This window comes from Streptomyces sp. NPDC050147, from assembly GCF_040660195.1.
Lineage (GTDB): Bacteria > Actinomycetota > Actinomycetes > Streptomycetales > Streptomycetaceae > Streptomyces.
Genome location: NZ_JBFALJ010000007.1, coordinates 187,113 through 201,396 on the forward strand (window position 1 = coordinate 187,113; position 14,284 = coordinate 201,396).

Annotated in this window: 16 protein-coding genes and 1 pseudogene; 12 read left to right on the top strand and 5 right to left on the bottom strand. The window is 70.7% G+C overall.

Going from position 1 to position 14,284, the window contains the following annotated elements:
- Window positions 1-79: 79 nt before the first annotated feature.
- The 4 genes from AB0I94_RS13960 (at window position 80) to AB0I94_RS13975 (ending at window position 4,194) form a co-directional block, all read left to right on the top strand.
- Entirely contained in the window at window positions 80-706 is a 627-nt protein-coding gene (locus AB0I94_RS13960; protein ID WP_363309762.1) for a hypothetical protein, read from the top strand.
- A 395-nt stretch (window positions 707-1,101) separates the two neighbouring features.
- Window positions 1,102-3,051: an RICIN domain-containing protein gene (locus AB0I94_RS13965; protein WP_363309763.1), complete on the top strand. Its 1,950-nt coding sequence runs from the start codon at window positions 1,102-1,104 to the stop codon at window positions 3,049-3,051.
- A 186-nt stretch (window positions 3,052-3,237) separates the two neighbouring features.
- Complete coding sequence (locus AB0I94_RS13970) at window positions 3,238-3,372, top strand: hypothetical protein (protein ID WP_363309764.1); 135 nt, start codon at window positions 3,238-3,240, stop codon at window positions 3,370-3,372.
- A gap of 213 nt (window positions 3,373-3,585) precedes the next feature.
- Window positions 3,586-4,194 carry a GNAT family N-acetyltransferase gene (locus AB0I94_RS13975; RefSeq protein WP_363309765.1) on the top strand — a complete coding sequence of 203 codons (609 nt, stop codon included), beginning with the start codon at window positions 3,586-3,588 and terminating at the stop codon, window positions 4,192-4,194.
- Window positions 4,195-4,201: 7 nt separating this feature from the next.
- Here the strand turns inward: AB0I94_RS13975 and AB0I94_RS13980 are convergent, their stop codons facing one another.
- Window positions 4,202-4,636: an SMI1/KNR4 family protein gene (locus AB0I94_RS13980; protein ID WP_363309766.1), complete on the bottom strand. Its 435-nt coding sequence runs from the start codon at window positions 4,634-4,636 to the stop codon at window positions 4,202-4,204.
- A 70-nt stretch (window positions 4,637-4,706) separates the two neighbouring features.
- Window positions 4,707-5,087, bottom strand: coding sequence for a hypothetical protein (locus AB0I94_RS13985; RefSeq protein WP_363309767.1), 381 nt, complete (start codon window positions 5,085-5,087; stop codon window positions 4,707-4,709).
- Between the two features lie 298 nt (window positions 5,088-5,385).
- On the opposite strand from AB0I94_RS13985, the pseudogene AB0I94_RS13990 reads away from it, so the two are divergent.
- The 3 genes and pseudogenes from AB0I94_RS13990 to AB0I94_RS14000 form a co-directional block, all read left to right on the top strand.
- Window positions 5,386-6,138 (top strand): annotated as a pseudogene (locus AB0I94_RS13990) (SDR family NAD(P)-dependent oxidoreductase); the annotation flags it as partial.
- Between the two features lie 66 nt (window positions 6,139-6,204).
- Complete coding sequence (gene dgoD / locus AB0I94_RS13995) at window positions 6,205-7,374, top strand: galactonate dehydratase (RefSeq protein ID WP_363309897.1); 1,170 nt, start codon at window positions 6,205-6,207, stop codon at window positions 7,372-7,374.
- A gap of 90 nt (window positions 7,375-7,464) precedes the next feature.
- Window positions 7,465-8,295 carry an AraC family transcriptional regulator gene (locus AB0I94_RS14000; protein ID WP_363309768.1) on the top strand — a complete coding sequence of 277 codons (831 nt, stop codon included), beginning with the start codon at window positions 7,465-7,467 and terminating at the stop codon, window positions 8,293-8,295.
- Window positions 8,296-8,570: 275 nt separating this feature from the next.
- Here AB0I94_RS14000 and AB0I94_RS14005 read toward each other — a convergent pair whose 3' ends face one another.
- Complete coding sequence (locus tag AB0I94_RS14005) at window positions 8,571-9,023, bottom strand: Lrp/AsnC family transcriptional regulator (protein ID WP_363309769.1); 453 nt, start codon at window positions 9,021-9,023, stop codon at window positions 8,571-8,573.
- A gap of 111 nt (window positions 9,024-9,134) precedes the next feature.
- On the opposite strand from AB0I94_RS14005, the gene AB0I94_RS14010 reads away from it, so the two are divergent.
- On the top strand, window positions 9,135-9,755 hold the full coding sequence (locus tag AB0I94_RS14010; protein ID WP_363309770.1) for a LysE family transporter: 621 nt from the start codon (window positions 9,135-9,137) through the stop codon (window positions 9,753-9,755).
- A gap of 30 nt (window positions 9,756-9,785) precedes the next feature.
- On the opposite strand, the gene AB0I94_RS14015 is transcribed toward AB0I94_RS14010, so the two are convergent.
- Window positions 9,786-10,379: a GNAT family protein gene (locus AB0I94_RS14015; RefSeq protein WP_363309771.1), complete on the bottom strand. Its 594-nt coding sequence runs from the start codon at window positions 10,377-10,379 to the stop codon at window positions 9,786-9,788.
- Between the two features lie 95 nt (window positions 10,380-10,474).
- Between AB0I94_RS14015 and AB0I94_RS14020 the strand changes: the two genes are divergently transcribed.
- Genes AB0I94_RS14020 through AB0I94_RS14030 form a run of 3 tightly spaced genes read left to right on the top strand, consistent with a single transcriptional unit; the run spans window position 10,475 to window position 11,486 of the window.
- Window positions 10,475-11,092, top strand: coding sequence for a TetR/AcrR family transcriptional regulator (locus tag AB0I94_RS14020; RefSeq protein ID WP_363309772.1), 618 nt, complete (start codon window positions 10,475-10,477; stop codon window positions 11,090-11,092).
- Complete coding sequence (locus AB0I94_RS14025; protein WP_363309773.1) at window positions 11,089-11,274, top strand: hypothetical protein; 186 nt, start codon at window positions 11,089-11,091, stop codon at window positions 11,272-11,274. Before AB0I94_RS14020 ends, AB0I94_RS14025 begins: the two co-directional genes overlap by 4 nt.
- Before the next feature lie 20 nt (window positions 11,275-11,294).
- Entirely contained in the window at window positions 11,295-11,486 is a 192-nt protein-coding gene (locus AB0I94_RS14030) for a hypothetical protein (protein ID WP_363309774.1), read from the top strand.
- Window positions 11,487-11,681: 195 nt separating this feature from the next.
- On the opposite strand, the gene AB0I94_RS14035 is transcribed toward AB0I94_RS14030, so the two are convergent.
- Window positions 11,682-12,242 (bottom strand): GNAT family N-acetyltransferase, encoded by a 561-nt coding sequence (locus AB0I94_RS14035; protein ID WP_363309775.1) that lies wholly within the window; start codon window positions 12,240-12,242, stop codon window positions 11,682-11,684.
- Window positions 12,243-12,280: 38 nt separating this feature from the next.
- Here AB0I94_RS14035 and AB0I94_RS14040 point away from each other — a divergent pair, with 38 nt between their 5' ends.
- Window positions 12,281-14,263 (top strand): PE-PGRS family protein, encoded by a 1,983-nt coding sequence (locus AB0I94_RS14040; RefSeq protein WP_363309776.1) that lies wholly within the window; start codon window positions 12,281-12,283, stop codon window positions 14,261-14,263.
- The last annotated feature ends 21 nt before the right edge of the window (window positions 14,264-14,284 follow it).

Genomic DNA, 14,284 nt, shown 5'->3' on the forward strand with positions numbered 1-14,284 from the left:
GTCGCCGCCGGGCGGCTCGTCCCGGTAGCAGGTCCACCACGCGCGCGTCGGGCACACGTCAGTGCGGGAGAATGCGGCTGTGCTGATCATGGATGCCGTGCTGGAGACCTACGAGGCCAGAGGCTGCGCTCTGTGGCCCGTCTCCGACCCCGCCGACGAGCGCCTCCTGCGACTGTCCGGCGACCTGTCGCCGCGTCAGGTGGGCACGGCCATGGCGGTTCTGGCCGGCTACAACAACAGGCCTCGCGAACGGGGAGGGCGCCGGACCGAGGACGGTCTGGCGCAACTGAACCGGTTGCTCACCGCCGAGTGCGTGGTCGCGCCCGGCGGCCTGAGAGTCACCGACACCGACACCGGTGTCACCGCAGAGCCAGGATGCTGCTTCGGGCTGGAGAACTGGCGGGACTGGCAAGGCCTGTTGGACGGCGAGGAGCCATGGCTCGGCCACGATTGCGAACCTCGAGTCGAGCACGTGGGCGCGATCATCCGACTGTGGCCTGATGCGGACCGCCAGGAAAGGCGCCCCATCGAGATCCCACGGGTGGAGCTGCCGGGCCTCCTGGGTTCCGTCCAGGACGACCTCTCGGGCTTCCTGAAGTCCGTTGAGGGGTGGGCTTCTTGTCGCTTCACGCCCGTAACGGCCGCCCTCGTCGCGACCCTCGACGAGGGGCTAACCGTTTCCGCACCGCTGGGTGATTCGCCGTAGTCTTCGAAAGCGGGTGCGAGTACCGCAGGTAACGCCGAGGTTCGCCTGTCTTCCCGAATGGAAGTCCCTCGAACTTCTTGTTTCCCGCGAGTCGGCTGTGCCAAGGTGAGCTTCCTCGCGCTGAGGAAATGATCAAGCCCGCCTTTCTCGTTCGAGATTCGTGCCGCCGACCCAAAAGGTCTTCAGTCGGCCGTGTTCGGGCGGTCCCGCGGTTTGTTGATCCGTTTTCCCCTCTCGGTGAGCCTTAGGTATGCACCAATCAGGCGCCCCATTTCGGTGGGTGTGTTTTCCGTGTGCCGTCTTTCGGCTCGGAAGGAAAAAGTTCTGTGCAATCCCCTCACCCCCCACGTCCGACCCATGCCCCTCATCCCGGTGTGAGCCCCGAAGAATCAGACATGAACCTTGCCGCCCGACTGCGTGGCCGGTCGGAGGGTGAGTCCGACCAACCCGTTGCGCTCCTGCTCGCGCGGCACTGGCAAGCGACGTACGACTACTCGGCCATCTGCCTCGCCTCTTCGTCGAGTTCGGCCTCGATGGTCGCCACGGCGTCCTTTCATCAGATGCTCGAACAGCTGGCGGGCGCCGAGCCGGGCGGGGCTCTGCGGCCGTACCTCCTGGTGACCGTCAGGGAGACGGTCAGGGGGTGGACCGCCGACGAGCGCATATCCGCCCTCATGCCGGAACTCCGCAAACCCACCGGCGGCCGCGGTATGCGGGCGGCGACATCCATGACCCCCGAAAAGCGGCGGCTGGCCGCACACTCCTTCTGGGCCCTTCCGGCAGTCGCCCAGTGCTTGCTGTGGCACACCGCGGTCGAGGCCGAGCACATATCCATACCAATAGGTATGTCGGGCCTGAGTGCCGACCTTGCGGCCGATGCCCTTACGCAGGCGCGTGAACAATTCCGGACAGGCATCGTTCGTGGCCACCGTGAACTCGCCCCGACCAAGGAATGCCCCCTCTACAACAGAATCCTCGACGTCACGATGCGCCGGGGCGGCACGTTACTGTCCGATGTGCGACACCACTTGTCCGAGTGCCGCCACTGTCGAGACGTGACAGAGCAACTCGCCCTAGTGGAAAGCGACTTGGGCACGCTACTCGCCGAGGCGGTACTCGGCTGGGGGGCGCGTCGATACCTGCAGTCGCGGCCGGGGCGCGGGGGCGGCGCGAAGCACGGCGCAGGAGCCCCCGGTCAGAGCGGACGGCGCTCGGGCGGCGGCGGACGCCACCGTCCGGCGTCGCACGCCCCCCTGTCGGGCGGTCCGTTCGCGCAGGCGCGTGCGCACCCTGGGGCGGTGCGCACCGGTGCGGCCCTGGGGTCAGCGGCCCTGCTCGCGACGGTGCTCGTCATCACCCTCTCCTCGGGCGACGGCAACAGCGGCGGGGCCATGCCCCCGACCGGCATGGCCGGAAGCCATGACGCCGGCCCGAGCGCGGGTTCCCGGACGCCGTCCCCGGGCGCTCCCACGCCCACCTCGGCGAGACACCCCGACGGGTCCGACCAGGGCAGACTCCGCAATACGGCGGCCGATCTCTGCCTCGACATCCGCGGGAAGGTGAAGCCCGCTGCCGAGACGAAGCTGGCGAAGTGCTCGGCCGCGGCGAGCCAGCAGTGGTCCTACGACAAGAACGGACTGCTGAGCAGCGTCACGCGTCCCGACCTCTGCCTGGACTCCCACCGGGACGACGGCGTGACCGTCCTCGGCGCATGTGTCGCACCCTCGGCCGAGCATGCCGACGAGGTGCGCTACGACCTGACGGTGCTGGGGGAGTTGCTGCCCCGGTGGCACGAACGGCTGGCGGTCGCGCCTGCCGCCGCGCGCAAGGGCGCGGATGTCGTGGTCAAGGTCCGCGACGGGTCCGAGGAGCAGCGATGGATGCTCGACTCGTCGACGACGGCCCCGAACTCCCGCTCGATCAAGGGTAAGGGCGAGCCCTCCGTGAAGAGTGAGGAGAGCACGAAGGGCGAGGCGATCACCAAGGGAGAGGAGGGCGAGGGAGGCGTGAAGGGTGTCCAGGGCGCCAAGGGCGGCGCTGACGCACCGCGCGGGAGTGGACGTGGGGGTGAGAGTGGGGATGGCCATGCCTGCAAGGGCCCGGCGTGCGAGCCGTCCTCGCCGCGTGAGCGGAAACCGGAGCCGCCGATGGAGGCTCGGGAGCGGGGTCCTGGGGCGAAGGGCAAGGACCGGCACTCCTCACCGGACTCGACCCGGCGCGGTGATGACGCAGAGCGGTATGCCGAAGCTGGTTGCTGCGCCGCCGATCATCGACCGACTCGACCGATCGGTCCGGGGCTTCCTGGTCAGCGTCCTGGTGAGCGCCCTCAGGTCCACCCGCAGTGACAGCCGGGGGACACTTCCCGGGCCGTGCACGAACGCCGTAGTCACTGGCCGGGGGCCGTACAAGGACTTGCCCACCTCGCGGGCGAGATGAGCGGTCCGCTGGACGGTGTCCTCGCGACTGCCATACCCGCGACGCCTTTGACCGGGACGAGTGCGCCGCCCACGCGTGTGTGAGCGGTGTACTGGGTGCGGCCCCTGCCTTCGTACTCGATTTCCCGGATCTCCGGGTACGCCTCGTCCCCGAGCTCGTCCAGCGGTTCCATGGAGGACCTCTCCTGGGCCGAGCCCGCCTCCATGTCGGAGGAGAAGGACGGGCAGTGACACGAGGTGCTGGGCGGCCACCATCTCGCCTTCGTGGCCGGTGCTGCGCAGGATATGGGCCGATGGCCTTCTTCAACTCCTCGCCGCTGAGGATGTGTTGAGGGTCCGCGATCGGGTCGCGGCCGGGGCGGTCGCAGGGCCGGTGGGGGCCAGGATCTCAGGGGTGGGGCGACGGCGTAGCGGCGTGCGTGGTGCCGATGGCAGACTGCACCGATGATCGACGCTCTTCCTGATGGCCTGACGGCACGACACCTTGCCGAGGAGGACCACCCGCAGGTGCTCGCGGTGCTGGACTCGTGGTGGGGCGGCATGAAAGGACCGGCCGGTGCGCTGGAGCGCTCACTGCTCCTGCCCAGGCTGTACTTCCAGCACTTCACCACCACCAGCTTTGTGGTCGAGCGTGACGAGGAGGAGCGGCAGGGGAACGGGCAGAGGCGAGGGCAGGACGCGGGGCAGCCGGAGTCGCTCAGCGGCGGCGGGGCCGGAGGCGGGGGCCGGGTCGCGGCCTTCCTGGTCGGCTTCCTGTCGCAGAGCGAAACCGACGCCGCCTATGTGCACTTCGTCGGCGTCGACCCGCAACTGCACGGGCACGGCATCGGGCGATCCCTGTACCGGGCCTTCTTCGCTCTCGCCCGGTCGCACGGCCGCCGGTACGTGCACTGCGTCACCAGCCCGCAGAACACCGCGTCGCAGGCGTTCCATGCCAGGCTCGGCTTCACGGTCTCGACCGTGAAGCCGGACTACGACGGGCCGGGGCTGGACCGGGTGACGTTCACGTTCGACCTTGCCGCGAACCGGGGCCTGCCCGAGGGCGCCGAGTGAGGTTTCTCTACTCGTACCAGTCGTCTTCCCCGTCCGCGAGCGATCGGCCCAGATAGTCCTCCAGGTCTCGGGCGGCCCAGCGGCGACTGTCGTCCTCGTGCTGCCATACGAAGATGTCGGCGCGCGCGGGCTTTCGGATGAACGCGAACTGGTCGCCGCCGCCGTTGTCCCCGAAGAAGAGGAGCGCGTCGAAGGGCATGTAGAGGTCGGCGAAGGCACTGTCCGACCAGAAGCGCAGATTGTCCTCGACGATCCGCTCCAGGGGCCAGACCGCGTCCACGCCGTAGTGCCCCACGATGCCGTCGGTCTCGAGCAGCAGTCTCACGAGGCCCGACGGCAGTGAGGTCCCCAGTCGCAGCTCCGCGGAGGCCACGTCGCCCGCATCGACCGGCGCGCTGAACCCCGCGTCCGGAAACGCCAGCCGCGCAATGTCTTTCCACATGCGAGCAGCCTGGACAGACCCGACGCCACGTCCCGGCTCATAGCTCATCAGGGTCCCGGTCCGGAGCTCATCAGGAAGTCTTCGCCGACGGTGGACCGAACGCCCGGAGCACATATCCGTCGAGGAGTTCCCCGAACAGGTGCGGCGAAGTGACCGCCGGAGCCTCGCACACGATCTCGTCGTCTTCGGCGAGGCTTGCCATGAAGTCGACGTCGGCCCAGCCGCCCCGGAACAGGACCACGAAAAGTTCAGCGTCCGCGGGCCCGGTGACGTGGATGCCGACGGAGTCCGGGTCCTCCACGTGTGAGCGGCTCGTCCCCAGCCGCCGCGGCCAGACCGCGTCCGCGTCCCGCCAGGTGAGCGGTCCGACCACGAGGCCCGCGGCGGTCCACTGCCGGCGGCGCGCGCTGATCTGGGCGGCGGCTTGGTCGAGATCGATGAGTGATTCCACCCGACGATCGTCGATCACGCGGCACGGCCCGTCCACCACCTTTCGTTTCGCGGGCCGGAAGGGGCGGGGGCTGAGTGGAGAGGGGGTGTTGGCGGGGAGGTCTCTGGTGGTGGTTAATGGCGTCGGTGGGTCGTCTGTTGCCGTGTGTGCCGTGCGAGGGACGGGAGTTGAGGTGCCTGTGGGCGCTGAGTCGTGGGGTTCGTCGAAGTCAGGGAAGCCGCCGGAGTCGTCGGGCTCGGGGGAAGAGCCACGCTCGGCGGGGGAGTCCGGTTCCTTTGACGGCGGGGCGGTAAAGCTTGGTCGGCGCTTCGTCGGTCGGTGCGTCGTCGTCAGCGGGGGAGCTCACGGGATCGGCGCGGCGACAGCGCGGCGGCTCGCGGCCGAGGGCGCCGGGGTGGTGATCGCCGATGTGGATGCCGAGGAGGGTGAACGCGCCGCACGTGCCATCCGCGAGGGCGGTGGGCGTGCGGTCTTCGAGACGTGTGATGTGGCGGACGAAGAGTCCTGGGCGCGGGCGGTGGCGGCCGCCCGCGCCCGCTACGGACCGGTTTCCGGCCTGTTCAGCAATGCCTACACGGTGCGCGGGGGTCCGGCCGACGTCATCGAAACGGCGGACTGGGACCGGCAGTTGTCGGTCATGCTGACCGGCGCGTTCCTCGGTGTACGGGCCTGCCTGGACGACCTCCGTGCCACGCGCGGCGCGGTCGTCCTGGTCTCGTCCGTGCACGCCGTCATGGGCCTGCCCGGGCGCCCCGCCTACGCGGCGGCGAAGGCGGGACTGACGGGTCTCGCGCGCCAGCTCGCGGTGGAGTACGCACCCGTCGTACGCGTCAATGCCCTGCTGCCGGGGCCCATCCTGACCCGGGCCTGGGACACGATCGGCGTGGAGGCCCGGACGCGCAGCATCGAGCAGACCCCCGCGGGGCGTCTGGGCCGCCCGGACGAGGTCGCGGCGAGCGCGGCGTTCCTGCTGAGTGACGAGGCGTCCTTCGTCACCGGAGCCAGCCTCGTGGTGGACGGCGGATGGAGCGTGTTCAAGACCTCCGCCTGAACCAAGGCTCGTGCCCCTCCACGAGCAGGCTCGTGCCCCTCCACGCCCCACGCCGCCGTCATCTGCCTGCCGCACAAGGAGGTTCACCCGATGAAGATCACCCGTATCGAGACGTTCGCAGTGCCGCCCCGCTGGCTGCTGTGCCGCGTGGAGACCGACGAGGGACTGGTCGGCTGGGGCGAGCCGGTGGTCGAAGGGCGCGCGGCCACCGTTCGCAGGGCCGTCGGCGAGCTGGCGGAACTCCTTGTCGGCAAGGACCCCTCGGGCATCGAGGACCACTGGCAGGTGATGACGAAGGGGTCCTTCTACCGAGGCGGCCCGGTCCTCTCCAGCGCGGTGGCCGGACTCGACCAGGCGCTGTGGGACATCGCGGGCAAGCGGCTCGGCGTGCCCGCGCACGTACTGCTCGGCGGCCCGGTCCGCGAGCGGGTACGCGCTTACAGCTGGGTGGGCGGTGACGACCCCGCCCACATCACCGAACAGGTGACGGCGCAGGTCGAGGCGGGCTTCACCGCGGTGAAGATGAACGCCGGCGGGCGCATGAACCGGCTGGCCACCGTCGCCGACATCGACGGGATCGTCACCCGTGCCACCGCGGCCCGCGAAGTCCTCGGCCCCGGGCGGGACTTCGCACTCGACTTCCACGGACGCTTCCACGCCGCCAACGCCCGCCAGGTGCTGCCTCACCTGGCCCCGCTCGCGCCCCTGTTCGTCGAGGAACCGCTCCTGCCGGAGTACGGGCACTTGCTGCCCGCCCTGGTCGCCTCCTCGCCCGTGCCGATCGCCACCGGCGAGCGCCTGTACTCGCGGCAGGACGTGCTGCCCGCCCTGCAGGCCGGCGTCGCGGTCCTGCAACCCGACCTGTCCCACGCGGGCGGCATCTCCGAGGTCCGCCGCATCGCCTCCCTCGCCGAGACCTTCGACACCCTCATCGCCCCGCACTGCCCGCTGGGCCCCGTGGCGTTGGCCGCCAGCCTCCAGATCGCCGTCAGTGTCCCCAACTTTCTCATCCAGGAACAGTCGATCGGCATCCACTACAACAAGGGCGCCGACGTCCTCTCCTACCTCGCCGACACCGAGGTGTTCCGGTTCCATCAGGGGCACATCCTGCGCCCGACCGGGCCGGGGCTGGGCATCGAGGTCGACGAGGCGGCGGTGCGTGCGGCCGACGACAGCGAGGCCGACTGGCACAACCCGGTGTGGCGGCACGAGGACGGCTCGTTCGCCGAGTGGTGAGGCGGCCGGGGACAGGGCCGTGGGGAAACGAACTGCGGGAGAGCGGGCGGCAAGGACGCCGCGGGGGGACGAGCCGGTAGTTTGGACGGTGTGGACTCGGTTCTGTACGAGGGTGACCGCCTGCGCGGGTGGGAAGTCGTGGTCCCGCGCCGCGCGGCGCCGCTCGACGGCGTGACGCTCGTCGGATTCCGTGACCGGTCGGATGCCGGACTGGACATGCGGGTCATCCCGCAGCCTGTCGTGACGGTGGTCGTCGAACTCGGGGACGACGCCTTGGCCGTCGAGAACAGCGGCGGCAGCCGGGCGTTACGGAGTCTCGCCGCCGGACTTTCGCCGGGGGAGGCCCGTGTCCGTGGGGAGCGTGTGCACTGCGTGGAGTTACGCATGTCTCCAGTGAGTGCCTACTCGTTGCTCGGCGTCCCGCCCGTCGACCTGGAGGGCGGTGTGTTCGGCCTCGAGGAGCTGTGGGGACGCCAAGAGTCGCGGCTGCGCGAACAGTTGACGGTCGCCGACGGGTGGGACGACCGCTTCGCGCTGATGCATGAGTTCCTGGCACGCCGCCATGCGTCGGCGCCGTCGATGGATCCGGAGGTCGTCACCAGCTGGGAGCGCATCGTCTCCCGCCGGGGCCAGGTGCGGATCGCCGACCTGGCGGTCGCGTGCGGGTGGAGCCGCAAGCGCCTGTGGTCGAGGTTCACCGCCCAGGTGGGCCTGACACCCAAGCGCGCCGCGATGCTCGTACGCTTCGACCGCGCCGTCCGAGGCCTCTCGGCTGGCCGTGACGCGGCTGCGGTCGCCGTGGCATGTGGCTACGCCGACCAGTCCCACCTGCATCGCGACATCCTGGCCTTCGCCCGCTGCACGCCGGGTGCGCTGGGGCCGCCCGCGGGAACCCCCGTGGCGCTCGGCACGCCTTCGTGACGTGGCGGGCACCCCTGACGCCGGGCTTCCAGGCTTCCCTGACGTCGAGCGGGGGCGGCCCGGCAGCGGGGAACATTCGTCCAATACCTGACGTGCCGCCGCCGGTCAGGGTGGGGCCATGCTGAGCCATGACCCTGTGGGGACGAAGCCCGACACACCTGCCCTGGTGCTGATTCACGGATATGCGGCCCCGACGGCCCGGTGGAACCCGCTGGTTCTGCTGCTGGCCAGGGTGAGGACGCGCGGCGTCCTCACCGCGGGGCCGTTGCTGACGCTCACAGAGGCAGCGCGCGCTCGTGCACCACGTGTTTCATGACGAGCGTGGAGCTCAGGCGCTGCACGCCCGGCAACGTGGCCAGCTTGTCGTCGTAGAGCCGCTGGAAAGCCGGCAGGTCCTTGCTGACGATGCGTACGAGATAGTCGGGATCCCCGAAGAGGCGCTCGGCCTGCAAGATCTCCGGGATCTCGGTGAGGGCGTGCTCGAAGGCGGAGACGGTGTCGCGGTCCTCCTGGCGCATGGTGACGAAGACCAGCGCCTCGAAGCTCAGGCCCACGGTGCCCGCGTCCAGGATCGCGCGGTAGCCGCGGATGGCGCCACTGCGTTCGAGTTCGCGCAGTCGGCGGTGGCAGGGGGAGAGGCTCAGCCGCACGCGGGCCGCCAGCTCCGTGACCGTCAGACGGCCGTCGTCCTGGAGCTCCGCAAGAATCTTCCGGTCCACATCATCCATGGGGAAGATTCTGCCACCGTAACCGCCTGAGCTGGCAATATTTGGAAACACCTTTGGGCTCTTCGGAACTAATCTCCTACTCAGAACCTGTTTGAGAGGGAGAAGTACGTCGTGGCCGTCAGTTCCATCACCGCCTTCTGGGCGGTCTCAGTCCTGCTCATCCTCGTGCCGGGAGCGGACTGGGCCTACGCGATCAACGCCGGGCTCCGCGATCGGTCCGTGGTCCCGGCCGTCGGCGGCCTTCTGCTCGGCTACGTCGCCCTGACCGCCGTGGTCGCCGCCGGTGTGGCGGCCGTGGTGGCGAGCACGCCGTCCGTGCTCACCGCCCTGACCGTCATCGGCGCCCTCTACCTGGTGTGGCTCGGCGCCACGACGCTGGCCCGGCCCGCCGTCGCCGGAACCGCGGCGCAGGAAGGGGACGGCGCGGCGGCGGGAGCGCGGCTCCTCAAAGGGGTGGGGATCAGCGGCCTCAACCCCAAGGCGCTCCTGCTCTTCCTGGCCCTGCTGCCGCAGTTCACCGCCCCGGACGGCAGCTGGCCGCTCGCCGCCCAGATCGGCACGCTCGGCCTGGTCCACACGCTCAGCTGCGCCGCGATCTACCTGAGCGTGGGTGTACTGGCCCGCACCGTCCTGCGAGCGCGCCCCGCGGCCGCGCGCGCCGTCACCCGCCTCTCGGGTGCCGCCATGATCGTGATCGGCGTGCTCCTGGTCGCGGAACGCCTCGCGGTCTGAGGCGCGTACGTCACGTGGGAAGAGGTCGAGTCACGCGGCGTCCTGACCCTGGTCGCCGTTGGCCACCCCTGACCGCCCTTGGTCGCCTCGCCATTCGTGCGCCAGCAGGGACCAGATCTCCATGTCGTGGCGCACGCCCTTGTACAGCGACTGCTCGCGCAGGGTGCCGTCCAGGTGCATGCCCATGCGCTGGGCGACCGCTCGGCTGCGGGTGTTCCCGGCGCTGTTCCACCACTCGATGCGGTGGATGCCGCGCTCGCCGAACGCGTACGCGATCAACTGCCGGACCGAGGCGCTGATCAGCCCGTGACCCTCACCCGCGGGCTCGGCCCACACGCCGATCTCGCAGGTGCCCGCCTTGGCGTCGAAATGCACGAACATCACGCCGCCGATCAGGACGCCGTCCCGCCAGATCCCGTAGATCCGTCCGGCGTCGGCGGCCTGCTTGTCCGCGAACTTCTGGAGGGTGGCACGGGCCGATTCCAGGTCGGTGGAGCGCGAGGCCCAGGGGATCCACGGGTCGGTGTTGGCGCGGGCCCGGTCGATGTGGGCCAGGAACTCGGCGTCCTGCCAGGGCTCCAGCATGCGGAGCTCGGCATTCTCGGTCAGCGATATGGCGTACATGGCTGGTCCTATGCGGTTGTCCGGCTGGCGCGCGCGGGTGCCGGGGCAGCACGCGCCAGGTACGTAACGAACGTTGGGTATGTACTCTAGCGGCCATGACGCCGCCGGCCCGTACAGATCATGAAGCCCGCAGGACCGAGGTTTCCCAGGCGGTGTGGCGGGTGCTTGCCGCCCATGGCTTCGGCGGCCTGACCTTGCGTGCGGTCGCCGCGGAGATGGGGGCGACCACCGGCCTGCTCACGCACTACTTCCCCAGCAAGCGCGCACTGCTGAGACACGCCCTGGAGGTGCTCGACCGACACTCGGCCGACCGCCCGCGCCCGGCGGCCGAGCGGGCCGGGGAGGCGTCCGGCCTGGTGATGCTGCGGGCGACACTGCTCGACATCCTCCCGCTGGACGCCGAGAGCGCGGCGAGCAACCGCATCTGGGTGGCCTCCTGGGACGTGGCGCTCGCCGATCCGGAGCTGGCCAAGGAGCATGCCGAGCGCTACCGCCGTGCGCGTGAGCGGATGACCGAGCACCTCACCCAAGCCCGTGAGCTGGGCGAACTGCCGCCCGACACACGGCCCGAGGAAACCGCCGCCGCTGCCCAGAGTTTCGTACTCGGCCTGGTCGTCCAGGCGCTGTTCGCCCCGCGGGACTTTCCCGCTGAGCGGCAGATCGCTCTGGTGGACGCGTACTTGGCGGGGCTGGGTGGCGGGGCGGGGGAATGAGGCACCGGGTGGCGCCGGGGCGGGGCGCCTCGCAGGTGGTTCTTGAGGCAGCGCGGGATGCGAGCGTCGTCGTCGCGGAGTCCCCCGGGCTCGCGGACCAGCGCGGCGAACCGGTGCGCCTCGCGGTGCGGCGCCATTCCCGGCGGGGCATGTGGCTCGTCGAGTTGGGCCCCACCTGCTAGGAATCGCGCGTCTCGCCGATGTGCGCGCGCCGGCCGAGGGATTCCTTGCCACCCTCGAACGGGGCACGGGCGAGCCGGACTTCACCCTCTACGGCGAAGGCTGCGCGGACGTGCGGATGTCCGTCGGGTACGACGGTGACGAGCTGTACTTCACCGCCGGAGCCGCCTTCGACCCCACAAGGGACCTCGTCGGCCGCTCCCCGGGCGGGTGAGCCCCTCCACCGCATCCGATGCGGCACGGCCTGTCTGGAGTCCCGGGACGTGACCCCGGCCGACCCGGCTCATCTGACGGGATGTGCACACGCGCTGCTCGCGGCGCTGGACGCGAGTCCCGGCCCCGGCCCAGGCGTCTGACGAGTTCGCGCAACGGGGCGCCCTCGGCCGCGCGTACGGGGATGGGGAACGGCTCAGGTGGTGCGGCCGGGCGGCGCCGATGCCGGAGCGGACAGGAACACGACGACGTCGGTTCCCTGGCCGGCCAGGGGCTTCGGCTCGTGCCAGCCCAGGCGACGGTAGAACGCGAGCGTCCCATGGGCCTGATCCCAGGTCAGCAGCCAGGCCCGGCCGCCGGGAGCGGTGGCGGTGAGGGCGGACAGCAACCGCCGCCCCAGGCCCGTCCCGCGGGCACGCTCACGTACCCCCAGCTCGTCGATCTCGAAAGCTCCCACCAGCAGCTCGTCCACGGAAACGGAGCCGAGCCGTTGTGTCACCTTGCCGTAGGCGCGGTCGGCGGGGAACGGGGCCTGTGTGATCCAGCCGGTGACGAAACCGTCCACTTCGCCCTCGGGCGACAGGGAGAGGGCGGCGCGGAAACCCGGCCGGTGTGCGTCGGCCTCCAGACGCCCGCGAAACGCCTTCCGGGTGGCGGCGGGGTCTCTGTGGTCCCAGGGCGGGGCGGTGAACACCTCGACGTAGGCGTCGGTGAGGCGCTCGGCGACGGCGAGGACGTCTGAGCCGAAGAGCTGCATAGTCAGAGAACCTAGCGGTTGCGGCAGGATGACGTCCCATGACATGTGGGGGAGACGAGCTCGCGGAGTTGTCGCGCCGCGCCGGATGGGACGTTGTGGGGGACGGCCGTGGCGAGAACGTGCTGCCGCCTCGGTCCGCGTGGCATTGGGTCCTCACGGGAGAAACCCGGGCCGTCGTCGCCGTTGACGGAGACCGCCATGACGTGGACGCCGAGGTCGACGCGCGGTGGCATCGGCTCGCCGTCGATCTGGGGATCGTGGACGAGGAGGGTGTCGTCCTGCTCGCGGTCGCCGGGGACCGGATGCGCTGCGCGCCCCGGCGCTGGACGCGGGTCCGGCTCACCGCGAACGGGAGCCTTGCGGCGGCGGGTGAGCGGGCGCACCGGCCGGACTTCGTCGCGCTGTCCTGGGACGGGGACGCCCTGCTGGGTGTGATCACCGAGGAGTCGGAGGTCCGGCTCGTCGTCATGAGCGGCGTAAGAGAACGGCAGGAGGCGACTGCCCAGGCGCAGGCCCAGGAGACCCCGCGTGAGCGGGCAGCGGCCTGGGCCTCGCTGTTCCAGGGCACGGGACGGGGGCCGACGGCAGAGGTGCGTCAGGCGTGGGCGCATGGACTTGCCCTCAACCCGGCCACGCCCGACGATCTGCGGGGCGACCTGCTGGGACTCTCGCATCACCTGCTGTGGCGTCGGCTGCCCGCCCCGGTGGTGGAGGCGGCCATCGCCCATCCGGACTGGAACGTACGGCAGTTGCTGGCCGAGGTGCAGCCGGGCCTCACGCCCGGCCAATGGACCCGCCTGATCCTCGGCGAGGAGGACTCCCGGCGTCGGTGGATCCTCACCATGAACGCGGCGGACCGGCGCGACGAACTCGGCGACGCCGCCTACCGGGAACTCGCCGCCGATCCCTCCGCCCAGGTTCGCGAGGAGGCGGCTCGCCTCACCGGACTGCCCGCACGCATCCTGACCGACCTGGCCGCCGATCCCGAGCCGGTCGTACGCGCTGCCGCCTGCCGCGAGGCGTGGCCCCACCTTGATGAGCCGGCGCGGCACAAGCTGCTCGCCGACCCTGACGGCAAGGTCCGCACCATTGCGTTGTTGCGCCACCACCAGGATCACCCGCTGTCCCGGTCGGTCTTCGAGGCCGAGGGGCTCACGGATCGCGCGGTGGAGAGCTGCCTGCTGGAGCGTGACCTCGCCGAACACCTGGCCCGCCACGGTGATGCGTCCCGGCGCGGCTCCCTCGCATGCAATACGCGCCTGGACCCCGACCTTGTCGCCCTCCTCGCCCAGGACTCCGACGCGGGTGTTCGCGGTGTGGTGGCCACGCGTCCCGACCTCACAGAGGAACAACGGTCGGCCATCCCCGTCACCTTCGACCCGCGGGGCCACCACCACTCGCTCGGCTGGGTCAAAGCGCTCCATCACGACCCCGCCGCCATGCGCCGCCTTGCCGCCGCCACCCACCCCCTCGTACGCAGAAGCGTCGCCCGAGCCCGCCGCCTCCCGCCGGACGTCGTCGAACTCCTGGCCAAGGACGAGGACCGTGTCGTGCGGCTCTTCCTCGCCGAATCCTGCGACGACGCACCCGCCGACATGCTCCTGGGGGTATGGCAGTGGTGGACCGGCAGCCTGAGCACCCCCGACCGCCCGCACGGGCACCCGAACTTCCCCCGCAGCGGCCTGCTGCGCCACACCGAGGACACGAACCCCCGCATGCGTCAGCTCGCTCTGGACGATCCGGAGTCGACGCCCGGCCTGGTGGAGCGCTTCAGCCGTGACCCCAGCGAGGAAGTGCGCCGCCGAGCCGCCACCGACCCCCGGCTGACGGTGGCCTCGGCGATACGGCTGCTCGACGATTCTGACGATTCCGTACGCCGCGTTGCCGCCAGCCACCCGGGGCTGCCCGCGCAGGTGCTGGTTCGGCTTCTTGGGGACAGGGACACCGCACAGGACGCGGCTCGGCATCCGGCCCTTCCCGTCGGCGTCATGCGGCAGATGATCGAACGTCTCCGGGGCTGAGAGGGCGTGGGCGAGGGGGGC

Coding starts and splice junctions, on each gene's coding strand:
- AB0I94_RS13965 (WP_363309763.1), top strand. CDS start 1,102: ATGAACCTTGCCGCCCGACTGCGTGGCCGGTCGGAGGGTGAGTCCGAC.
- AB0I94_RS13975 (WP_363309765.1), top strand. CDS start 3,586: ATGATCGACGCTCTTCCTGATGGCCTGACGGCACGACACCTTGCCGAG.
- AB0I94_RS13980 (WP_363309766.1), bottom strand. CDS start 4,636: ATGTGGAAAGACATTGCGCGGCTGGCGTTTCCGGACGCGGGGTTCAGC.
- AB0I94_RS14005 (WP_363309769.1), bottom strand. CDS start 9,023: ATGGATGATGTGGACCGGAAGATTCTTGCGGAGCTCCAGGACGACGGC.
- AB0I94_RS14015 (WP_363309771.1), bottom strand. CDS start 10,379: ATGTACGCCATATCGCTGACCGAGAATGCCGAGCTCCGCATGCTGGAG.
- AB0I94_RS14020 (WP_363309772.1), top strand. CDS start 10,475: ATGACGCCGCCGGCCCGTACAGATCATGAAGCCCGCAGGACCGAGGTT.
- AB0I94_RS14025 (WP_363309773.1), top strand. CDS start 11,089: ATGAGGCACCGGGTGGCGCCGGGGCGGGGCGCCTCGCAGGTGGTTCTT.
- AB0I94_RS14035 (WP_363309775.1), bottom strand. CDS start 12,242: ATGCAGCTCTTCGGCTCAGACGTCCTCGCCGTCGCCGAGCGCCTCACC.
- AB0I94_RS14040 (WP_363309776.1), top strand. CDS start 12,281: ATGACATGTGGGGGAGACGAGCTCGCGGAGTTGTCGCGCCGCGCCGGA.